Below are 21,421 nucleotides of genomic sequence, written 5' to 3' on the forward strand. Positions count from 1 at the left end.
CCATTTATCTGAAAAAGTCAAGAAAAAAATGAACCTACAAAATCTATACAGAAAACTTTGTTAGGTAAGAATTTATAGATTTGAAAAAATGGAGATAGATTGTCCGGTTTTGATGATATTTATCCATCTAAAAAACTAAATGCGAAGCTGGTATTAATAAACTATTTTTGGAATTTTCTTTGTTTGGTTTTTTATTTCATTTGTTTAAAATGTCAGATGGCTTGCTGATATACGTGTAAATTAGTATTCTATATTCTTGATATTCTTGTTAAACAGCAATAAATTATGTATGATTAAGGTATGATAGAGTGCAGTGGATTGGTTAAAAGCTATAGGAAGAGGATTGTTGTTAATAATGTAAATATAAATGCAAACGAGGGTGAAATTGTTGGGCTTTTGGGGCCCAACGGTGCGGGAAAGACCACAACATTCTATATGATAGCCGGTCTTATTAAGCCAGATAAGGGTAGCGTTGTTATAAATGATGAAGATATAACGCATTTGCCTATGTATAAAAGAGCACAAAAAGGTCTTTCATATTTACCTCAAGAGCCTTCTGTTTTCAGGGGCATGACAGTTGAGGAAAATATTGATGCTATTTTGGAGTTTCTATATCCGGACATAAAAACACGTAAGCTTGTGCTTGAAAAGTTGCTCAATGATTTGAATATAGCGCACATAAGAAACACAAAGGCCTATGCTGTAAGTGGCGGCGAGAGACGTAGGGTTGAGGTTGCAAGAGCGTTGGCGACGAAGCCAAAGTTTATTCTTTTAGATGAGCCATTTGCTGGTATTGATCCGATTATTGTAGATGAACTTAAAATGATTATAAAGGATTTGAAAAATAGAGGAATAGGCATAATTATAACCGACCATAACGTTAGAGAAATTCTGGACATAGTTGATAGGGCGTATCTTTTGTTTGATGGTAAGATAGTCAGGGAAGGAAAGCCGGATGAGCTTGTCAGAGATGAAGAGGTTATAGATATGTATCTGGGTAAAAGGTTTTGCCTATGATAGAGTTAAAGACTACTCTTGATGTGAACTTAGGTCTTATACTCACGCCGAGACTCGATTTATCACTTAAAATATTGGCAATGAATGTTACCCAGATAGAGGAACATCTAAAGAAGATTATGACCGAAAACCCATTAGTTAAATTAGACGAAGGTATAAAGGTTGAAAAACGGCCGCTGCCTGAGGATAAGTTTAAGGAAATAGAGGAATCGTACAGACAGCATTTCGATGGTGAGGATTTTGTATCTGATATAATTGAGGTTACAGTGTCAAAGGAGGAAACATTAGAAGACAAACTTCTTTTGCAACTTAGGCATGAATTGAGCTTAACTGGCCATGATGAAGAGATAGCAAGGCATATTATTTATAACATAAATGAAAAAGGTTTTTTAGCTTTAAATCCCCAAGATATAGCAGATAAACTAAAGGTTTCTATTGATAGGGTGGAGTTTTTAAGAAGGCAGGTTATGAATCTTGAGCCTTTAGGGTGCGGCTGTTTGGATTCTAAGGAATTTCTGCTTCTTCAGGCCGAGTCAGAGAAGGATGTTGGCCTAAGAAAGCGCTTGATGGAGCTTATAGATACTTTAGAAGGCATTAAAAAACCCAATTTAAAAAAGATAAGGGATATATTAGGTTGGCCTGAGGATTTATTCAGAGAAGTTATTGAAAGATTTAGAGGTTTTATGCTTTATCCGCTTGAATATTATACCTCATCTGAATATAGGGACTATATCGAACCGGATATATATGTAAAAAGGGTAAACTCTGAGCTTGTTGCAATACTCAACGATAGAGGGTTGAGTGGCGTTAGCATTGATGAGGAGATGTTGAATGTATATTTAAAGGATGGAAATGCAGAGGAGTTCATAAAGGAGAAATACAAGCAGATTAAAGAATTCATGCTTGCCGTTTCAAATAGAAATAAAACGCTTTTGAAAACTGTAAATGTAATCCTAAAAAGGCAAAGGAAGTTTTTTGAAGATGGCACTATAATGCCTCTAACGCGTAAAGAAATAGCTGCTATATTGGGATTTAATGTTTCAACAATAACCAGAGCTGTTGCCAATAAATACTTAGAGTTTGAAGGAAAGATTTTGCCACTTAGTAAGTTTTTCTCAAGTGGTATATCTGAAAGTGTTTCAAAAGATTATGTCAAGGATTTAATAGAAAAGATGATAAAGGATGAGGATAAGCTAAATCCGTTAAGTGATGATCAAATAAAAGAAGAGCTTGGAAAAATGGGGATAAATCTTACACGTAGAACGATAACAAAATACAGAAAAGAGATGAATATACCAAGCAGTAGGGAAAGAAAATGTCAAGATATGCTATAGCTATTTTAAACTTTTTGTCGGCAAAAGACTATAAACCGTTAAGCGGCTCTGAGTTGCGTAAGGCTTTGGGTGTTTCTAAAAAAAGGAAAACGGCCTTTTATAAGGAACTAAGAAGACTAAAAAAAGAAGGAAAGATAAAAAAAATATCAAAAAGTAGATATGTCATAGCTTTAAAAAAATCTCAAACGCCCCTTCTTAAGGGAACTCTTCTTAAAAGAAGTGGATTTTTCTATTTAAGAAAAGGGGAAGATGAAGTTAAACTGCCCCAACTTATTAATACCGTAAATGCAACAGAGGGCGATGAAATAATAGTTAAACTGCAAAAAAGCAATATAGGAATAACATCCAAGGTTGTAAAGGTACTAAAACGCAGGCTTAAGAACGTCATAGGTTACCTGGTAAAAACCCCCAGAGGATGGATTGTTAATCCTACAGATAGGAAAGTACCCTTTGTTATTAGCGTAGGGAAGATAGATAAGAAGCTAAAAGAAGGGTGGCTGGTATTAGTTGAGATTATATCTTTTGTTGAGGGCAAACATACAACTGTTAAAGGCAAAATAGTTAAAGTTTACGGTGATCCTTATCAGTTAAAGATAGATAAAGAGGTTGTTATAGATAAATTTGGCCTGCCTTATGAATTCTCAACAGAGGTTGAAAGAGAACTTGAGATGATAGCAGAACCAACAGAGGATGAATTTAGAAAAAGAACTGATTTTAGGAACTTGCCTACAATAACCATAGACGGTGAAGATGCGCGGGACTTTGATGATGCTATAGATGTCGAAAGGACACAAACAGGCTATAGGCTTTATGTTCATATAGCCGATGTATCTAATTATGTAAAAAAAGGCATGAGTCTTGATAAGGAAGCCCTTCAGAGAGGTTTTAGTGTATACTTTCCCGAAGCTGTTATACCTATGCTGCCGTTTAAGCTGTCAAATGATGTCTGCTCATTGGTTCCTGATGAAGATAGGCTTAGTGTTAGTGTTATCATGGAAATTTCAAAAAAAGGTGTTATTAAAAGCTATGATATCAAAGAGAGTGTAATAAGAAACAAGCGGAGGATGACATATAAGGGTGTTCAAGGCATTCTTGATGGCCAAATCAAAGATGAGCAGTGGCTAAAAGATAGGCTTGTGATTATGCGTGAGCTTGCTAAAACCTTACGCAGTAGAAGATTTAAAAAGGGGAGCCTTGATTTGGATATACCCGAACCCAAGGTGATAGTAGAGGACGATAAGATTATTGAAATAAAAGAAAGGGAGCACTTGTTTTCACATTCTATTATTGAAGAGTTCATGCTTGCGGCTAATCTGTGTGTTGCCGATTTTTTAAGTAGGCATTATGAAAAATATATTCGTAGGGTGCATGATGACCCAGATCCGGTAAAGTTGAGTGTTCTTATTGCTTTTTTGAGGAAGATGGGCGTAAAATTCGAATTGCAGGATGAAATTACATCAAAGGAGCTTCAGAAAATTTTAAAATCCATAAAGGATGAAAAGCTTAAGAAAATTGTATCTCAACTCATGCTAAGGTCTTTAAAAAGGGCCGAATACTCAACTCAAAGCAAAGGGCATTTTGCGCTCCATTTTGAAAATTACACGCATTTTACCTCACCTATAAGACGCTACCCAGATCTTGTAGTTCACAGAATGATTAAGGCTGTTTTAGAGAAGAAAAGGGAATCATTTGATAATCTTGAAGATATAACATCAACTATAAAAGAGAGAGAGCTTACAACGGAAAATGCTATGTTCTATATGAACGATATAAAGGCGGCGCATTTTATGAGACAATACATAGGTGAGGTTTTTGATGCGACTATAACAACTATAATTCCAAGCGGTTTTTTTGTGAGATTAAAAGAGCATTTCGTTGAGGGGTTTGTGGCAGTCTCAAGCCTGAAGGATGACTATTATGAATATGTTGAGTATATGTATGCAATGGTTGGCAAGAGAAAAAAGAAGATATTTAGGTTAGGTGACGATGTGAGGGTGATGGTGGTTAATGTAGATAAATTTGCAGGTGAAATAGACTTTACGGTTGCTTAAAATGGGGGTTGTTAATATAGGTTTCGGTAATTTTGTTAATACTGACAGGATTGTTGCGATAGTCAATCCAGCATCGGCTCCTATAAAAAGACTTAGAGAGCAGCTAGAAAAAGAAGGCAAAGTTATAGACGCAACTCAGGGTAGGAAAACAAGGGCTATAGTAATTATGGATTCTGGTCATGTTGTGCTTTCTGGAATTGCTGTTAACACATTAGCTGAAAGGGTAGGTCAATGAAGGGTGTTATATTTGTTGTTTCATCCCCAACAGGCGCAGGGAAAACGACCATTTGCGATGCTATAAGAAAAAAGAGGGATGATGTTGAACGGGTTATAACCCATACTACAAGGAGCCCAAGAGACGGAGAAAAAAATGGCGTTGATTACTACTTTGTTAGTATAGAAGAGTTTAAGAATAAGTTAAAAAAGGGGGAATTCATAGAGTATGCTACTGTGCATGGGCATTTCTATGGAACAACAAAGGGTGCTCTGGATGATGTTATAAGTTCCGGGAAGCATCCTCTACTTGCAATAGATGTACAAGGTGCTAAAAATGTGATGAATACATTTGACAGAGTTGTCAGTATATTTATACTTCCACCGTCGTTCGATGAGTGGATTAGACGTATCAAGAACGACAAAAAGAGGGATAATCTCGAGGTGAGGCTTAAGACAGCTCTGAGAGAGCTGGTAAGCCTTGAAGGTTTTGACTATTGCATTATTAATGATAAGCTTGAGGGTGCTGTTGAGGCTTTGAATAATATAATAGATTCATCCTTGCTTAAGATGGACTTTTTTAAGGATAACTACTTAAAACTTGCCGATGATTTGAGATTGGAAATAGAAAAATACATGGAGGTGAACGATGGAGATATTTATACCTGAAATAATAAATGGGGCATTAAGACATTTTCCAAGTAGGTATGAGCTTGTTAGGGTTGCTGCAATTAGAGCTAATTCGCTATTCAGAGGAGACAAGCCTTTAATAAGCAATAGTTTCGCATCTGCTCATAAAAACACTATTGTTAGCCTTATGGAGATTAAAGAGGGATTGTGGAAGAAAAAATAGATCCTCAAATTCAGAAGCTTTATGATGAGTTTAAGAAAGAGATAAAGATAGATTTTGATGAAAAGCGGTTAGATAAGGCTTTTCTTTATGCCTATCAGAAGCATAAAAATCAAAAAAGGGCATCCGGTGAAAGCTATATAATCCATCCTATACATGTTGCCAGGATAGTTAATCAGTTTTACCTGGATGAAAATAGCCTTATAGCTGCTCTTCTGCATGATGTTTTGGAAGATACAGAAGCCACGGTAGATGATATAAATAACTTTTTTGGTGATGATGTTCTGTTTTTAGTAGAAGCTTTAACAAAAATAAGCAAGGTTAGATATAAAAGCAGCGAAGAGAACCAAGCCGACAATTTTAGGAAAATGATTGTGGCCATGGCAAGTGATTTGAGGGTTATACTTATAAAGCTTGCCGATAGGCTGCATAATATGCGCACAATTTGTTACTTAAAAGAAGAGAAACAGAAACGAATAGCTAAAGAAACATTGGATATCTATGCCCCTATAGCTCATAGGCTCGGTATTTACTGGCTTAAGTCCGAACTTGAAGATTTGAGCTTTAAATACCTCTACCCGAAGGAATATGAAGAGATAGAGAAAAAGGTAAAAGAGACGATTCAAAAAAAGCAAGAAGTAATAAAATTTGTCGAGAATAAGATAAAACAGGACATGGAAGAAGCGTCTATAAAATGCGAGGTCTCAGGCAGACTTAAGCATCTTTATAGTATCTATACAAAAATGCAAAGAAAAAGGGTAGACTTTGATGGTATTTATGATCTACTTGCCGTTAGAATAATTACAGAGTCAGAGAAAGATTGCTATGCTGCTTTGGGTATTATTCATAAGAACTACAAGCCGTTGCCTGGTAGATTTAAGGACTACATAGCCCTACCCAAGCAAAACATGTATCAATCTTTACACACTACCGTTTTTGGCCCCAGCGATATAGTTGTTGAGATACAGATAAGAACTAAGCGAATGCATGAGATTGCAGAAGAAGGAATCGCGGCTCACTATAAATACAAAGAGAATAAGGTTAGTATAATAGACAAGCATGATAAACAATTTCTGTGGCTCAGACATTTGCTTAAATGGCAAAAAGAGGTTAGAAACCCCAAAGAGTTTCTGAATACGGTTAAGGTTGACTTATTCAGGGGTGAGGTCTATGTATTTACGCCTGCTGGAGATTTGAAGGTTTTGCCTAGGGGCGCTACTCCTGTAGATTTTGCTTATGCTATACATACAGAGGTAGGCAATAGATGTGTAGGCGCAAGAGTTAATGGCAGAATTGTGCCTTTGAATTATAAACTTTCCAATGGCGATATTGTTGAGATATTTACACAAGCCAACCATTCACCAAGTAAGGATTGGCTTAAGTTTGTTGTTACCAGTAAAGCAAGAAGTAGAATAAAGCAAAAGGTAAGAGAGAAGGAGAAAGCTGAGGCTATTGAGATAGGCAAAGGGATACTCTCAAAAGAGTTATCCAAGATAAACAAAGGGCTTCAGAATTTTCTTAAGGAAGAGAAATTGCAGGAATCTCTGTCTTATTTTGGCTGCAATAGTATAGATAATCTATTTGAAAAGATTGGATTTTTAAAAATCCATCCGTCAAGTGTTATTTCAAGGGTATACCCTACAGAGAAGAAAAAGTCTAAAAAAGCTCTTGTAAAAAGCGATGTTTATAAGATAAAAGTGAATGGTTCGGATGACATAGTTTTTAAACTTGCCAAGTGCTGTAATCCTGTATATGGAGATGAGATAGTAGGCTATATTACCAGAAATAGGGGTATAATAATACACAGACTTGACTGCGAAAATGTAAAAAGAATAGGCTATGATAGTGATAGACTTGTTGAAGTTGAATGGGACGGCTCAATAAAACATAATATGCCAGTCAAGTTCAGGGTGAAAGTAAAGAATAAAAAGGGTATTTTGGCAAGGATTACCAATGTACTCTACAACATGGATATTGACTTAAATAATCTCAAAGTTATATTTTTAGACAAGGCCCATACAACCGTGATCTTCGACATGGATATAGATGTTTCGAGTAAATTTGAGTTAGAAAGACTTATAGAGACGCTTAAAAAGGATGAGGATGTGATAGATATAGAAAGAGGTAAAACTTATTATAGAAAGAATAGGCGGTGATAAAGATGTTCAAGTCGTTGATTAACTATTTTTCTAATGATTTGGCTGTAGATTTGGGTACTGCAAACACGCTTGTGTATGTTAAAGGTAGAGGGATAGTTTTAAATGAACCTAGTGTTGTTGCCGTAAAAACCGACTCAAAGGGTTCAAAGAAAGTCTTAAGCGTTGGTAAAGAAGCCAAAGAGATGGTTGGAAGAACACCTGGTAACATAGAGGCTATAAAGCCGCTGAAAGATGGTGTTATAGCTGATTTTGAAGTTACAGAAAGAATGTTAAGGTATTTTATTAAGAAATCAAAGAATAAACGCAGTATTTTTAAGCCTCGCATAATTATAGCTGTACCTCATGGAATAACTCAGGTTGAAAAAAAGGCCGTAAAGGAGTCGGCTATAGATGCTGGAGCCAGAGAGGTTTATTTAGTAGAAGAGCCTATGGCAGCTGCAATAGGGGCAGATTTACCAGTGCAGGATGCCGTGGGTAGCATGGTAGTTGATATAGGCGGAGGCACAACTGAGGTTGCCGTTATCTCGCTTGGTGGTATAGTTCACAGTGTTTCTGTCAGGGTAGGTGGCGACAAGATGGACACGGCTATAGTTAATTATATAAAAAAACAATATAGCATACTAATAGGTGAAAGTACAGCTGAGGCGATAAAGATAGAGTTTGGTAGCGTTTATCCTTCTGAAGATGAAGAGGAGGATAACGAGCCCATAATTGTCAAGGGTATTGACTTGATAACAGGTGTTCCAACGTCCATAGAGGTTACCATTGATGAGATAAGAAAAGCATTAAGGGAGCCTGTGAATGTTATAGTGGCTTCCGTTAAAGATGCCTTGGAAAAAACACCACCTGAACTTGCAAGTGACATAGTAGATAACGGCATCATGTTAACTGGTGGTGGTGCATTGATAAAAGGATTGGATAAGCTAATACATAAAGAAACTGGTCTGACTGTGAAGGTATTCGATGAGGCTTTATTTGCCGTTGTTAAGGGTGTTGGTATGATATTGGACAATATAGATTTGCTGGGTGAAGTTACCATAGATTGATGAGATGGATTTTAATATACATAGTTGTTGCCTTTTTATTGAATGTCACCGTAAATGTTTACCCCCCGGCGGCCAATTTTTTACAAAAAGGGGTTTTTAGTGTTTTAATGGGATTATCCTATCCCATATCCAAGGGCTTGAGCGTTGTTCAGGAAGGAATTAATAAATACCTGGTTTTGATTTCTACAGAGGAGGAAAATAGAAGCCTAAAATTTCAACTTTCCAAATGTATTTTGATAAACAAAGAGCTTACGAAATTTAGGTTTATAAAATCTTCAGATATACCTCAAGACAATCTTTTGGAAGCTACATTTTCATTTAAAGGCAACTTTAGAAGCGATGAAATATATCTATATATTAACAAAAAGCTTAATTTAAATAAGAACTACTGTTTTGTATTATCAGATAAACTGTCTTTAGTTGGTATAATAAAAGATAATATAAGGGGTGATATATACTCTGCCGAGACGGTCTTTAACCCTTCTTTTGTTGCTGATGTATTTATAAAGTCGGATAACTCTACATACAAAGCTCTTTTTATAGGTTCTGAATATTCCCCTAAGGTTGAGTTTTTGGATCCAAATGTTAAGGTAAAACAGGGGGATAAGGTGTTTACTACAGGAGCTTTGAATATATACCCTTATGGCCTGTTTATAGGAAGGGTTATCTCGATTGATGATGTGAACGGCTATTATAAAGTGGCGCATCTTAAGATAGATAGGAGCTTTTTTAACAATTGGAAGGTGTTTGTTTTATGCAGAAAGAAATTTTAAGCCCAAACCCGCTTGTAGGTTTTCTTCTCGTATTTGTATTTGCTTTATTTGGGGCTCAAATCATTAATTTTATATATATAACACCTTTTATTTTGCCGTTTTTATTGCTTTTGTTTAGTGTAGATTTTGCTTTGAGGTTAGAGAAGCCCGAGGGATTTCATCTCGGAGGGTTTATTTTTGGTTTTATATCTGATGTATTGATATTTAAGCACTTTTTTATTCTTTGTGTTTTATTTCCTGTGGGTATATCCTTAACTGCCCGTCTTATAGAGTATCTTCAGTTTAATAGAAATCATGTGTTTTTAGGTTTATCCCTTGTGTATGCCTTGTTTGTTTATTATATTGGCAGTCCAATTGCCGTTTCTGTATTTTCTGCTTTGATGAGCCTGTTTTTTGTGTTTATTCTGGATTTTATATTTTTAAAGATTATGAAAAAAGGTATAAATGCCGAGGCGAGATAGATTTTTAGGCAAAATAGAGCAAATAAAAAAGAACATCTACTATCTCTTTGCTGTTGTAGTTTTATCTTTTGTTATACTTGTTTTGAGACTTTTTTATCTTCAAATCGTTAAAGGGAATTATTTTTACTCATTAGCTAAGAGAAACTCTATAAGGCTCATAGGTATTGCCCCTCCAAGAGGCGACATAAAAACCTCAGATGGTGTATTCTACGCAAAAAACGTTCCCTCTTTCAGTGTTTATCTCTACAAGTCAAAAAACCTTGACCTTGATAGGTTAAATACGATTTCTCAGTTGCTTAACCTGGATGCTTTTTCTTTAAAGGAAAAGCTTAAGTTGATTCCTTATTATAGAAGCTTGCCCATAAAGCGCAATGTGGAAAAAAGCACGGTATTTAAGTTGTTGTTTAATGAAGATATATCTCCTTTTGTTAATATAGAGGTTACGCCTAAGAGGGTTTATCCTTCAAATCCTTATGCTTACGCAAATATAGTTGGGTATATATCTGAGGTTTCAGTAGATGATTTGAGAAGAAACCCATCTTTTCGCGTTGGTGAGCTTATTGGAAGAAAAGGTGTAGAAAAGAAATATGACTCTGTTTTAAGGGGTAGATGGGGTTATAAAGAAGTTGAGGTATCCTCAAAAGGCGCTATTGTTAAGGTTATATCAACTACCCCTCCTAAAAAGGGAAAAAATATTACTTTAACGATAAATTCAAAGTTGCAGTCGTTTATCTATCAGCAATTAAAAAAGAATAATCTCAAAGGGGCAGTGGTGGTTCAAAGGCCAAATGGTGCTATACTTGCGTTGGTTGATAGCGATAGTTTCAATCCCAATTTTTTTGTCGAAGGACTCTCGAAAAAAGAATGGAATAATCTAAAAAAAAGCGGATTGTTAAATCTATTTGACATATCAGTTCAGGGAGCTTTTCCTCCAGGCTCGCTTATTAAGCCCTTTATGGCTCTGGCTACACTTCAAGAGGATATCATAACGCCAAACACAATTGTATTTTGCCCCTATGCTATAAAGATAGGTAAATACACATACAGAGACTGGAAAGCAGGCGGGTTTGGTAATATAAATCTCTACAGAGCTATAGAGAGCTCCTCAGATGTTTTCTTTTATCAAATGGGTATGAAGCTTGGCATAGATAAGATAGACTATTATCTGTCTAAATTTGGCTTCGGTAGATCACCAGGGCTTTTCTCTTACTGCACAAAGGGAAACCTACCTTCCCGTACATGGAAGTACAAAAAATACTCCCAAGGTTGGTATATAGGAGACACAATATCGACATCAATAGGGCAGGGTTTTTTCTTGGCAAGTCCATTGCAAGTTGCTCTAGCTTTTTCCATTATAGCAAACGATGGTGTCGGGTATAGACCTTTTTTGGTTGAGGGTGTGAAGCCATTTCCTTTGTATGTGTTTAAAAGCAAATACTACGAAGATATAAAGAAAGCTCTGTGGCTTGTTGTTAATGGGTCTTACGGTACGGCTAAAAAGGCTCAGATTGAGGGGCTTAATATTTGCGGTAAAACAGGAACTAGCCAGGTTGTGTCAAGTTCGGTCTACAAAAAGATAAAAAAGAAAGTTAGAGAGGGTAGAATGCCCATAAAGAAGGCACTGAAGTACTACCCCCACGCCTGGTTTGCCTCATTTGCACCAAAGGATAAGCCAAAAGTCGTAGTGGTGGTATTTTTGGAACATGGAGAATCCAGTGCCAACGCTGCAGCATTTGCCAAATTGGTCTATGAAAAGCTCATCGAATTAGGACTTATTTGATTGTTTCACCCATCTTGAATATTGGAAGATACATAGATACAACTAAAAATCCTATTATGCCGCCAAGAACGATTATAAGTATAGGTTCTATCATAGAAGTTAGGTTTTTTACTGCATTATCTACTTCTTCTTCGTAGTATTGGGATATTTTCTGCATCATTTCATCCAAAGTTCCCGTCTCCTCGCCTACGGCCGCCATCTGTATGACCATGTCAGGAAATTCTCCGCTTGAGGCCATAGAGAAGGAGAGGTTTTCTCCTTTTTTAACCATATCTTTAACTTCTGTAAGCGTTTCCTCCATAATAAGGTTGCCAGCTGTTTTGGCACTTATGCTTAGGGCGTCTAATATATCAACGCCGCTTGAGCTTAAGGAGGCAAGAATTGTTGTAAAGTTCGCAATAGAACCCTTTCTTGCAAGTTCTCCAAAGATGGGTAGGTTGAGCAGAACTTTATCCATAAACCTTCTCATAGCATAGCTTTTTTTATACCCTATTCTTAATGCAATCAATAGGGCTATAAATATAATAAGCATAGTTAGAAAGTATTTCTTCATAAATAAACTTACGTTTATAACTATCTGGGTTGGTAATGGTAGGTGCATGCCGCTTGAGGAATACATATCGGCAAATGTTGGTATGACAAAAGTCATAATAAGTGCTATAACACCAACAGCAACAATTGTTACCATAGTTGGATATATTAGTGCTCCTTTTATCTTTCTCTTTAAAGTAATGTGTTTTTCCATCATTTCGGACAATCTTTTTAGAACCCCGTCAAGGTTACCCGTTTGTTCTCCAGCGTTAACCATGTGAATATACATGGGTGAGAATACATCTTTATGATCACTTAAAGCTTGAGATAAGCTCGCCCCACTTTCTACCCTTTGCTTTACTGAGTATAACACCTCACCCATTTTTTTTGTTTCTGCTTGTTCTGCCATTATATTTAAAGATTCATCCAGCGGAAGACCGCTTGAGAGCATGCTGGCGAGCTGCTTTGTTACTATCATCAATTCCTTGTCTTTTATTTTTGATTTTAGAAAAGGAAGTTCTATGTCTTTTGGGGCCGGCTTCACATTGATAACCGATATCCTTTTAGACTTGAGCTTGGCCATGGCCTCGCCCTTTGAAGACGCTATTATCTCTCCCTTTCTAACCCTTCCCTTTATATCCTTACCTTTCCATCTAAAATAAGGCATACTTTACCCCTTTGCGTATCTTATTTTATCAAGCTCCCTTTGAATTGCCTTTTTATCATTGCTTGCCTCGATAGCTGCTTCGTAGCTTATGAATCCTTTTTTATAAAGACTAATTATTGATTGATTCATGGTCATCATCCCTGTTTCTGTTTGGCCCATTTGCATCGATGAGTAAATTTGAGGTATCTTGTTTTCTCTTATGAGGTTTCTAATGGCTGAGTTTGGTATCATTATTTCCATGGCCAATACCCTGCCTTTGCCATCTTTTCTTTTGATGAGGGTTTGGGATGCAACCCCTTGGAGTGCAACAGATAGCTGCGTTCTGACCTGTTCTTGCTGATTGGGTGGGAATACATCTATTATTCTGTTTATTGTTTCTGGAGCTGAATTTGTGTGAAGTGTTGCAAAGACCAAATGTCCTGTTTCGGCAACGGTTAAAGCTGCCTGTATTGTTTCAAGGTCTCTCATCTCACCAATAAGGATTACATCAGGGTCTTGGCGAAGTATATGCTTTAGGGCTGAGGCAAAGCTCTTTACATCACTTCCAACCTCCCTTTGGTCTATAAGGGCTAATTTGTGCGAATATGTGAACTCTATTGGATCCTCTATTGTAATTATATGCACCTTTCTTTCTGCGTTAATTTTATCCAACAACGCAGCAAGTGTAGTTGATTTTCCACTTCCTGTTGGTCCTGTAACCAATACTATTCCTTTTTTTAAGTGGGCAAATTGCTGTACTACAGGTGGTATGCCTAATTTATCAAACTGGGGTATCTCAAATGGTATCATTCTAAAGGCGCCTGCTATTGTACCCCTTTGTATATAAACATTTGCCCTGAAGCGGGATAGTTTTGGGATTCCGAATGAAAAGTCAACATCAAAATCTTCCTCTAATGTTTTTTTCTGTAGTTCTGTCATTACGCTGTAGCAGAGGTTTTGGGCATCGGCTGGGGAGAGCTCGTCGTATTCTTCCATGTCCATAAGTTCACTGTCCACTCTTACCTTTGGTCTTGCGCCGGCTGTTATATGTAAATCCGATGCCTGAATGCTTATCATCTTTTCCAGTAGCTCTACTAAATCTTGAGCCTTTTTACCCATCTTATCTCCCCTCTTTGTTATCTTAGTTAAAAGTTACGTTCATTACCTCTTCAATGGTTGTTACACCCTCTTTAATCTTTTTAAGTCCACTCATCCTTAAGGTTGCCATTCCTTCTTCGATAGCTTGTTTTCTTATTTCCTCAACACTTGCACTCTCTAGTATCATTCTTCTAATTTTTTCTGAAATTGGCATGACCTCATACAAAGCTACTCTACCTTTGTATCCGGTTTCGTTGCAATAATCACATCCTTCGCCTTTATACACCTTTACAGTTTTTGCTTCCTCCTTCGAAAACCCTATTTCCTCCAAAGCTTCAGGGGGTACATCTAATTGCTTTTTGCAATATGGGCATATCTTTCTTACGAGCCTTTGGGCTAAAACCAAGATCAAGGAAGATGCTATGAGGTAACGCTCTATTCCCATATCAACAAGCCTCATTACTGTGGAGGGAGCATCGTTGGTATGGAGGGTAGAGAAGACCAAATGTCCTGTTAAGGCAGCCCTTATTGCTATCTCTGCTGTTTCTGAATCCCTTATTTCACCGACCATTATTATATCTGGATCTTGGCGTAGGAACGATCTTAACGCAGATGCAAATGTTAAGCCTATATCCTCTTTTACATGAACTTGATTTATTCCGTCAAGGTTGTATTCAACCGGGTCTTCAACGGTCATTATATTGACATCATCTTTATTTATCTTGTTTAAAGAAGCATATAGAGTTGTGGATTTTCCACTTCCTGTTGGGCCTGTTACCAATATCATTCCGTATGGTTTTTGTATGGCTTTTAGGTATCTCGTTAAATCATCATCTTCGAATCCTAATTTTTCTAAGTCGACTCGTACATTACTTCTGTCTAATATTCTCATAACAACCTTTTCGCCGTATACCGTAGGAAGCGTGGATACACGGAGATCTATGTCTTTTCCTGAAACTTTTATTCTTATTCTACCGTCTTGTGGTAATCTTTTTTCTGCTATGTTTAGTTTTGACATAATCTTGATGCGTGATGTTAGCTTTGGAGCCATACTTCTTGCGAATGTCATGATTGTTTTTAATTTACCGTCTATTCTATATCTTATTCTTAGTTCATTTTCGTAAGGCTCTATGTGTATATCGCTTGCCCCGCTTACTACAGCTCTTGATAGTATTGTATTGGCAAGTTTTATAATGGGTTCATCTTCTGCAGACCTTTCTAAATCTTTTACATCTTCGGCCTCTTCCTCTTCCTTTATTACGTTTACATCAGATGAAAATTCTGCTATTTCATCTGCAATTTCTTCAAGTTCTGTTGATGTTCCATAATATTTGTCTATAGCCCTTAAAATTGAGCGTTCGTTTGAAAACAATGGAATAACATTCATGCCTGTGACGAATCTTACTTCATCTAAAGCAAATATATTTGTTGGGTCTGATATGGCTACTTTTATCTTGTTTTTTTCTATAGCTACAGGTATTAATGTATACTTTTTTGCTATTTGAGGCGGAACTTTTTTTATTACGTCTTTCGATATATCTATAGAATTTAGGTCTACACTTTCTACACCGTATTGTTTGCTTAAAAAATCATTCAGTATTTTTTCATCTACGAATCCCTTTTCTATAAGTATAGTCCCAAGCTTTTTTTTGCTTTTTTTCTGTTCCTCTAAGGCTTCATCAAGTTGCTGTTGAGTTATAACATTATTCCATAATAAAAGTTGGCCTAATAAAGTTGTCATAGCTCCATATCTCCCAGTAGATTTTGTGCCGCTTCTTTGCTAAAATCGATACCTGTCCATATTTTAAATGCATAGTAAGCTTGTCCAATAAACATATCCATACCATTTATGGTTGTCAACCCTTTTTGTTTTGCCGCCTTTAGGAGGGGTGTGTCAAAATAGATGACATCTACGACAATAGACTCATTTATCCAATTGGTATTTATTGGTGTTTCGTTACCCTTTAAACCAACCGATGTGCAGTTTATAATTACATCGGCTTTGTTTATGATCTCCTTATCATTTAAATTGCCAACTTCTATCTCTATTTTGTCGTTGAACTTTTTTTGAATATTTTTTGCTTTTGTTATATCCCGGTTTAAGAGAAATATTCTTTTTATGCCCAATTTATAGAGTGCATAAATGACAGATACCGACACTCCGCCGGCCCCAAGCACAACTACAACATCTTCTTCACTATAAAACTTTGTGTATTCCATAAACATATCTTTAAAACCCAAAAAATCTGTATTGTAGCCGTATAATTTGCCGTTTATGTTTTTTATAGTGTTTATTGATTGAAGGAAGCTTGAATCCTCGTCTGTTTCATCTATAAGTTCAAATGCTTTGTTTTTAAAGGGAACAGTAATGTTTGCGCCTTTTATGCCCAGAGCTTTTATTCCTTCTATAGCTTCTTTTATATGTTGAACCTCGAAAGCTACATAAACAGCATTTATACCGTAATATTCAAACATAAATGTATGAAGTATGGGGGAGAGGCTGTGTCTTACTGGATTTCCTATAACGCAGTAGACATCTGTATCAGCTTGAATGTACATTTATTATTCTTCCTCCGTTTTTGTCCTTAAACTCTATTACAATATCGGGTTTTATTTTTAATTTATCTGGCCATTCGATGAAAAATATGCCTTCGTTCGAGAAATAATCGTAAATTCCTGAGTTTATGAGCTCTTCATCGCTTGTTATTCTATATAAATCCATATGAAAAATACCCTCTTTATACTCGTTTACCAGTGTAAAGCTTGGACTGCCCTCAAATTCATCGTCTTTTAAACCCAAAGCCTCCAAAGCAAATCTCACAAAGGTTGTTTTTCCGCTCCCTAAGTCCCCCTTTAAAAAAACTACACACCTTTTTTTATTTGATATAAGATTTTTTACTATTTCCTTTGCTATCTTTTTAGTTTCATTTTCACTTTTGCTTACATAACTTTTGTTGTTAATCATATTTTAAGTTATACTATTAATAGCTTTACAATTCAAGCTTTAAAGATATAATTGTATCCGATGAAAATTCTTGTTATTCAGATAAGGCAATTGGGAGATGTGCTTTTATCTTCTCCTTTGGCTGAAGCTATAAAAGTCTTTGACTCATCTTACGAGGTTCATTTTTTAACATCCAAAGTAGCTTATCCCATATTAAGTGAAAACCCATTTATAGATGATATAGTTGTTCTGGAAGATGGCTTAATTGGGGAGTTTAAAGTTGCAAAGGTTATAAGAGCTAACCACTACGATGCTGTTTTAGATATTCAAAGAACGGGTCGCTCAAAGAGGCTAACCTTTTTGTCTTCTGCAAAAATAAGGGCAGCCTTTGACAGAAAAGGCAATAATTTTTATTACAATACGTTGATAAAGAAAAAAACCAGAGGTTATACACCTTTTGAAAGACTGGATTTACTTAAAGCTGTTGGTATAGAAAATCCAAAAAGGGCCATGCCCAAGCTGTTTTTCTCCGATACTGTAGAAAGAAGTGTGCTTGAGTATCTAAAGGGTAAGGATATAGATAATTATTTCGTAGTTGCGCCAGCAGCGAGAAAAAAAACCAAGATGTGGGATGCAGAAAAATTTGGTATGCTTGCCAGCAAGTTATCAAAGCATTTTGGTCTAAAAGCTATTGTGGTTTATGGTTCAGAGGCAGAAAGGGAAATTGGAATAAAGTGTTCATCGTTTATCAAAGATGCCCATTTAATAGAAAAACCGTTTGACATAAAAAGCTTTGCAGCACTTATAAAAAATGCAAGTTTTATGATAGGAAATGATTCGTTTGCTTCTCATGTGGGTGTGAGTCAAAATACAAAGACAGTGGTTGTATGCGGTCCAACAAGTGGGTGGTTTTTGGAGAACAATAACACATTACTTGTTTATAAAGGTTTAAAATGCCAGCCGTGCAATAACCCATCAGGCTGTAGGTTTAACTTTGCTTGTTATAAAGAATTAGATGTTGATTTTGTTTTAGAAAAAAGCCTTGCTTTTTTATCTGAGTAGACTTTTTATAAGAAGTTCACTGGATTTTGATAGCTTTTTGGCTTCCTTTTTGAAAAGAACGCATATCTCTGATTCATCTAATACTATGCGGTATATTAAGCCATTTTCTGTTCTTAGACTGCGGCTACCTTCTAGAATGATTTTATTTAGTGCTTCTAAAGGTATTTTGCCTACTAATTCTTTGATTGAGCCATTTTCTATGACTGCTATACCTTCAATTTTTTCTGAATCTTTTATAAATTCATAGATTGTATTGAGTTTGGATTTTTTTTCTTTACCGTCTGAAACAACCTTACCTTTTAATTCAAATAAGAGTTTTTCGTAATTCTTTTGGGTTGCCTCTATTATTTTTTTGTACACTTTTATTTGGTGTTCTAAGCCTTTATTCTCGTTTTTTAGTTGAACCAATTGCCCAAAAATATCATTTCCCGTTTGTGCGTATTTTATAGATTTTTCCTTTTTAGATGATAATTTTTTTATTATCCAGAAGGTATCTGATGTTATTAATTTTTCAGCAGCATTGATTATGTTCTGCGGAAGTTTTCCTTCAAACTGCCTTATTTCTGCTATGAGTTTTTTATATCCTGTTTTATTTTTGTATGTCCTTGCGGATTGTACAGCATCAAGTATGTCCGCCATTGCAATTATAGCGGTTGTATCGCTTAATTTGGTTGTTCCATCAGGATAGCCACTTCCATCTATCTTTTCATGATGATGCAAAACAGCATCTAATATTTCCTCTTTGAAACCCAATGCTCTAAGTATTTCATGCCCTTTAATTACATGCATTTTTATGGCTTCAAATTCCTCTTTTGATAATTTGTCGTTCTTTTTTAACACATCAAACGGGAGAAATAGTTTGCCTATGTCATGCAACATGGCAGATAGTGCTATATCTTTTATCTTATCTTCAGGCGTGTTTAATATTTTTGCCAATTGCACTGCGTATTTTCTGACCCTGAATGAATGCATATAGGTTTCCTTGTCAAACCTATAAAGTATCTCAATAAGAAGTCTTAATAAAGAAAATGCATTTGATTTACTTGTGAGTTTTGCAAGTTCTATTTTTTCATCCAGTATAGCAATGACCGTATGTATTAGCTTTACTCTGTAAGGCTTTGTTTTGCTGTTTATGGCTACAACTATGTATTCATCACTGCATTGTAGTTTTCTAAGGATAAAATTGGATAAACCTTCGTTTTTAAATATCTTTTTTGCTACTACCGGACTATTGAAAATTTCACCGTGCTTTAATAGATTTTTTATATTTATTGAGTATAGTCCATTTTGAGGAAAACCTAACTTAACTTTGCCGCTTTTATCTACTATATGTATAGAATCAACGTTCAATTTAACAAGTGGTTTTATTAAAGAGAGTCTTATCTGGCTTTGTGTTGTTTCTTTTAAATCTATATCTTTCAAGAGTATCCCACTTATTTGCATTATATCTTGCGTTATGTCTTGTAAATCTTTGCTTAGATCTTTTACTAATTCATTTATCTTCATGATAGGATATAAACCATATCGTTTATTTTTTCTTCTATTGTTTCCCTATGTTTTTCGAACATTGTTAATAGGTTAACCTTAAATTTATTTAAAAATAAGTTGTATGTGTGGTAGTTTAGATTATCTATGGAGTAGTTGCCATAGAAATAGCCCAATGCCTTTGCTATGACGCTCGATGCGTGTATTAGATGCAGGGCTGAATCCATCTTTGACTTAACAGCAGGGTAGAGGTAGTATTTTATGGTCTTCCTAATGCGTTTTGGCAAGTTCCAGAGTATAGCCAATTCATAGCCTACATTTACACTTGCTGCTGGTAAAAATTTCAATTCTGCAACCTCGTAGGGTATTTTTTCCTCTTCTATGTAATCTATGAACCTTTTGTACTCATCTGGATGATATTGTGCATAAAACATATCACCTATGGAATGGATTACGCTTGCAAGTGTTGCACCTGTGTTTATGTCTGCTTGTTCTTCTATAAATTTTGATATTGATAGGCAGGCTATTGAATATTTGTATAGCTTTTTTGTATAAGATGAATTGAAGAAATTTAAATATGATATGCTTAGGGATATTCCTAATATTTCTTCTGTTCCAAGCATAATAGCCGCTTTTTCTATACTTTTGATTTCTCTTTTTAGCCCAAAGAATGCCGAGTTTGCAAATTTTAATATTTTTGTTGTAATTGCGGCGTCTTTCTGTATTTCGTTTATGATCTTTTTGAACGGTGCTTCTTCGTTTATCAGCATAATAATATTGGATTGGACCTCAGGTAAGCTAAAAAGTTGAATATTGGATGTCAGGGTGCTTAAAAATTCGTTTTTTCTGTTTTTATCGTAAAATTTACCTATATCTTTTAGATTTTCTATGAACTTTTCTTTTGCTTTTTCTATGCTAACTGCAGAGGCTTTTCCTTTGAGTTGTGCTATCCTTCTTGCACTTTTTAGATTTATAAATGGACTTACTATTTTCCTGAACTCAGGATCGTAGTAAAGATGGGCGACCGTTTCCTCATTTAGCGTTTCAATAGCTGAGTTTACTATAAATGGCAACATTAATAACTCTTCTAAACTTGTATATTGGGTTTGAGTCTGGGGCTTTAGGTATTTTGCTATGTCTTCTTTGGCTTTTATGTTTTCTGTAATACTATTCAGACTGTCTTTTGAAGGGTTGAATTCAACTATTCCCAAAAAAGATAGCTTTACTTTCATTTCATCAGTTTTGTTTTCTTTGATAAATGACTCTATCTTTTTTAAAAGTATTTCTATTCCCCTTGTTTCATTCTGGTTATAAGGTATCACAATAAAACCAAAGTTTTCTATAATCAAGAAACCGTCAGCTCGTTTAAGGTTATTGTATACGCTTTTTAGAATAGGTGCCATCGAGAGTATATTTTCATCTGAGAAGTTTTCAAAACGGAATACCAATATTCTTATCCTATTTTTGTATTGTCTGAGTATTTTTTCTGCCGATTCCTGGCTGTTTATGGGTACATCCAACTTTGGTTTTTCCTTTTGTTTGCTCAGAACTCCTAACACCATAGACGGACTTTTAGCTATATAGTCAACACCTGATTTTTCCCAAAATGCGAAATTCTGAGAAGATATGGCTATAAAATAAGCCTTGTTTAGGTGGCGTTTGAGTTTTTCTATGGTTTTGGTTATGCCCGTTAAAGGTTTTTTGAATAAGAATATAACGGCCGCTGCATCTTTGTTTATTTTATCTACGAGTAGATTGCTTAGTTTGAAGCTGTTTGTTTTGAAGCCGCTCTCTTGAAGTTTTTTAATTATTGCAAACCCTCTGAGGGGATCATCAAATATAATTATAATCTCTTTTTCTTTACTCATACTCTATTTTTCTATTTTAACTATTATACTCTAGACTTATTCATAATTTCCTTGCTGTTTAATATTACTTTCATTTTTTAATATTAACTGACTCATTCTAAAA

19 protein-coding genes are annotated in these 21,421 nt (G+C 35.6%); 12 read left to right on the forward strand and 7 right to left on the reverse strand.

Going from position 1 to position 21,421, the window contains the following annotated elements; translation table 11 throughout:
• Positions 1 to 300 precede the first annotated feature (300 nt).
• The 11 genes from lptB to mrdA are packed head-to-tail and all read left to right on the forward strand — an operon-like array spanning position 301 to position 11,684.
• Complete coding sequence (gene lptB / locus HIPMA_RS02395) at positions 301 to 1,017, forward strand: LPS export ABC transporter ATP-binding protein (RefSeq protein WP_013681476.1); 717 nt, start codon at positions 301 to 303, stop codon at positions 1,015 to 1,017.
• Positions 1,014 to 2,351, forward strand: coding sequence for an RNA polymerase factor sigma-54 (rpoN, locus tag HIPMA_RS02400; protein WP_013681477.1), 1,338 nt, complete (start codon positions 1,014 to 1,016; stop codon positions 2,349 to 2,351). Before lptB ends, rpoN begins: the two co-directional genes overlap by 4 nt.
• Positions 2,333 to 4,402 (forward strand): ribonuclease R, encoded by a 2,070-nt coding sequence (rnr, locus tag HIPMA_RS02405; protein ID WP_013681478.1) that lies wholly within the window; start codon positions 2,333 to 2,335, stop codon positions 4,400 to 4,402. Before rpoN ends, rnr begins: the two co-directional genes overlap by 19 nt.
• 1 nt (position 4,403) lies before the next feature.
• Positions 4,404 to 4,637, forward strand: a complete 234-nt coding sequence (locus tag HIPMA_RS02410) for a DUF370 domain-containing protein (RefSeq protein ID WP_013681479.1) — start codon at positions 4,404 to 4,406, stop codon at positions 4,635 to 4,637.
• Positions 4,634 to 5,284, forward strand: a complete 651-nt coding sequence (gene gmk / locus HIPMA_RS02415; RefSeq protein WP_013681480.1) for a guanylate kinase — start codon at positions 4,634 to 4,636, stop codon at positions 5,282 to 5,284. The genes HIPMA_RS02410 and gmk overlap by 4 nt, the downstream gene beginning before the upstream one ends.
• Positions 5,265 to 5,468 (forward strand): DNA-directed RNA polymerase subunit omega, encoded by a 204-nt coding sequence (gene rpoZ, locus HIPMA_RS02420; protein ID WP_013681481.1) that lies wholly within the window; start codon positions 5,265 to 5,267, stop codon positions 5,466 to 5,468. Before gmk ends, rpoZ begins: the two co-directional genes overlap by 20 nt.
• A complete protein-coding gene (locus tag HIPMA_RS02425; RefSeq protein WP_013681482.1) occupies positions 5,453 to 7,621 on the forward strand; it encodes a RelA/SpoT family protein in 2,169 nt (722 codons plus the stop codon). The genes rpoZ and HIPMA_RS02425 overlap by 16 nt, the downstream gene beginning before the upstream one ends.
• Positions 7,618 to 8,670, forward strand: a complete 1,053-nt coding sequence (locus HIPMA_RS02430) for a rod shape-determining protein (protein ID WP_041323934.1) — start codon at positions 7,618 to 7,620, stop codon at positions 8,668 to 8,670. Before HIPMA_RS02425 ends, HIPMA_RS02430 begins: the two co-directional genes overlap by 4 nt.
• On the forward strand, positions 8,670 to 9,443 hold the full coding sequence (locus tag HIPMA_RS02435) for a rod shape-determining protein MreC (RefSeq protein ID WP_013681484.1): 774 nt from the start codon (positions 8,670 to 8,672) through the stop codon (positions 9,441 to 9,443). Before HIPMA_RS02430 ends, HIPMA_RS02435 begins: the two co-directional genes overlap by 1 nt.
• Positions 9,425 to 9,904 (forward strand): hypothetical protein, encoded by a 480-nt coding sequence (locus HIPMA_RS02440; RefSeq protein WP_013681485.1) that lies wholly within the window; start codon positions 9,425 to 9,427, stop codon positions 9,902 to 9,904. The genes HIPMA_RS02435 and HIPMA_RS02440 overlap by 19 nt, the downstream gene beginning before the upstream one ends.
• A complete protein-coding gene (mrdA, locus tag HIPMA_RS02445; RefSeq protein WP_013681486.1) occupies positions 9,888 to 11,684 on the forward strand; it encodes a penicillin-binding protein 2 in 1,797 nt (598 codons plus the stop codon). Before HIPMA_RS02440 ends, mrdA begins: the two co-directional genes overlap by 17 nt.
• Here mrdA and HIPMA_RS02450 read toward each other — a convergent pair.
• Genes HIPMA_RS02450 through tsaE form a run of 5 tightly spaced genes read right to left on the reverse strand, consistent with a single transcriptional unit; the run spans position 11,677 to position 16,924 of the window.
• On the reverse strand, positions 11,677 to 12,882 hold the full coding sequence (locus tag HIPMA_RS02450) for a type II secretion system F family protein (protein WP_013681487.1): 1,206 nt from the start codon (positions 12,880 to 12,882) through the stop codon (positions 11,677 to 11,679). The genes mrdA and HIPMA_RS02450 overlap by 8 nt on opposite strands.
• 3 nt (positions 12,883 to 12,885) lie before the next feature.
• Positions 12,886 to 13,980, reverse strand: coding sequence for a type IV pilus twitching motility protein PilT (locus HIPMA_RS02455; RefSeq protein WP_013681488.1), 1,095 nt, complete (start codon positions 13,978 to 13,980; stop codon positions 12,886 to 12,888).
• A gap of 22 nt (positions 13,981 to 14,002) precedes the next feature.
• Positions 14,003 to 15,700, reverse strand: a complete 1,698-nt coding sequence (pilB, locus tag HIPMA_RS02460) for a type IV-A pilus assembly ATPase PilB (protein WP_013681489.1) — start codon at positions 15,698 to 15,700, stop codon at positions 14,003 to 14,005.
• Positions 15,697 to 16,518: a shikimate dehydrogenase gene (aroE, locus tag HIPMA_RS02465; protein WP_013681490.1), complete on the reverse strand. Its 822-nt coding sequence runs from the start codon at positions 16,516 to 16,518 to the stop codon at positions 15,697 to 15,699. The genes pilB and aroE overlap by 4 nt, the downstream gene beginning before the upstream one ends.
• Positions 16,502 to 16,924: a tRNA (adenosine(37)-N6)-threonylcarbamoyltransferase complex ATPase subunit type 1 TsaE gene (gene tsaE / locus HIPMA_RS02470; RefSeq protein ID WP_013681491.1), complete on the reverse strand. Its 423-nt coding sequence runs from the start codon at positions 16,922 to 16,924 to the stop codon at positions 16,502 to 16,504. The genes aroE and tsaE overlap by 17 nt, the downstream gene beginning before the upstream one ends.
• Before the next feature lie 60 nt (positions 16,925 to 16,984).
• Here tsaE and HIPMA_RS02475 point away from each other — a divergent pair, with 60 nt between their 5' ends.
• The gene (locus HIPMA_RS02475) at positions 16,985 to 17,965 is read left to right on the forward strand and encodes a glycosyltransferase family 9 protein (RefSeq protein ID WP_013681492.1); all 981 of its coding nucleotides are present in this window, start codon (positions 16,985 to 16,987) and stop codon (positions 17,963 to 17,965) included.
• Here the strand turns inward: HIPMA_RS02475 and HIPMA_RS02480 are convergent.
• Complete coding sequence (locus HIPMA_RS02480; RefSeq protein WP_013681493.1) at positions 17,954 to 19,471, reverse strand: HD-GYP domain-containing protein; 1,518 nt, start codon at positions 19,469 to 19,471, stop codon at positions 17,954 to 17,956. The genes HIPMA_RS02475 and HIPMA_RS02480 overlap by 12 nt on opposite strands.
• The gene (locus HIPMA_RS02485; RefSeq protein WP_013681494.1) at positions 19,468 to 21,318 is read right to left on the reverse strand and encodes an HDOD domain-containing protein; all 1,851 of its coding nucleotides are present in this window, start codon (positions 21,316 to 21,318) and stop codon (positions 19,468 to 19,470) included. The genes HIPMA_RS02480 and HIPMA_RS02485 overlap by 4 nt, the downstream gene beginning before the upstream one ends.
• Positions 21,319 to 21,421: the final 103 nt, after the last annotated feature.

It is taken from the genome of Hippea maritima DSM 10411 (genome assembly GCF_000194135.1).
GTDB lineage: Bacteria > Campylobacterota_A > Desulfurellia > Desulfurellales > Hippeaceae > Hippea > Hippea maritima.

Bases quoted from the DNA above. Each gene is read 5' to 3' on its own strand.
- lptB (WP_013681476.1), top strand. From the start codon at position 301: ATGATAGAGTGCAGTGGATTGGTTAAAAGCTATAGGAAGAGGATTGTT.
- rpoN (WP_013681477.1), top strand. From the start codon at position 1,014: ATGATAGAGTTAAAGACTACTCTTGATGTGAACTTAGGTCTTATACTC.
- rnr (WP_013681478.1), top strand. From the start codon at position 2,333: ATGTCAAGATATGCTATAGCTATTTTAAACTTTTTGTCGGCAAAAGAC.
- HIPMA_RS02410 (WP_013681479.1), top strand. From the start codon at position 4,404: ATGGGGGTTGTTAATATAGGTTTCGGTAATTTTGTTAATACTGACAGG.
- gmk (WP_013681480.1), top strand. From the start codon at position 4,634: ATGAAGGGTGTTATATTTGTTGTTTCATCCCCAACAGGCGCAGGGAAA.
- rpoZ (WP_013681481.1), top strand. From the start codon at position 5,265: ATGGAGATATTTATACCTGAAATAATAAATGGGGCATTAAGACATTTT.
- HIPMA_RS02435 (WP_013681484.1), top strand. From the start codon at position 8,670: ATGAGATGGATTTTAATATACATAGTTGTTGCCTTTTTATTGAATGTC.
- HIPMA_RS02440 (WP_013681485.1), top strand. From the start codon at position 9,425: ATGCAGAAAGAAATTTTAAGCCCAAACCCGCTTGTAGGTTTTCTTCTC.
- mrdA (WP_013681486.1), top strand. From the start codon at position 9,888: ATGCCGAGGCGAGATAGATTTTTAGGCAAAATAGAGCAAATAAAAAAG.
- HIPMA_RS02450 (WP_013681487.1), bottom strand. From the start codon at position 12,882: ATGCCTTATTTTAGATGGAAAGGTAAGGATATAAAGGGAAGGGTTAGA.
- HIPMA_RS02455 (WP_013681488.1), bottom strand. From the start codon at position 13,980: ATGGGTAAAAAGGCTCAAGATTTAGTAGAGCTACTGGAAAAGATGATA.
- pilB (WP_013681489.1), bottom strand. From the start codon at position 15,700: ATGACAACTTTATTAGGCCAACTTTTATTATGGAATAATGTTATAACT.
- aroE (WP_013681490.1), bottom strand. From the start codon at position 16,518: ATGTACATTCAAGCTGATACAGATGTCTACTGCGTTATAGGAAATCCA.
- tsaE (WP_013681491.1), bottom strand. From the start codon at position 16,924: ATGATTAACAACAAAAGTTATGTAAGCAAAAGTGAAAATGAAACTAAA.
- HIPMA_RS02475 (WP_013681492.1), top strand. From the start codon at position 16,985: ATGAAAATTCTTGTTATTCAGATAAGGCAATTGGGAGATGTGCTTTTA.
- HIPMA_RS02480 (WP_013681493.1), bottom strand. From the start codon at position 19,471: ATGAAGATAAATGAATTAGTAAAAGATCTAAGCAAAGATTTACAAGAC.
- HIPMA_RS02485 (WP_013681494.1), bottom strand. From the start codon at position 21,318: ATGAGTAAAGAAAAAGAGATTATAATTATATTTGATGATCCCCTCAGA.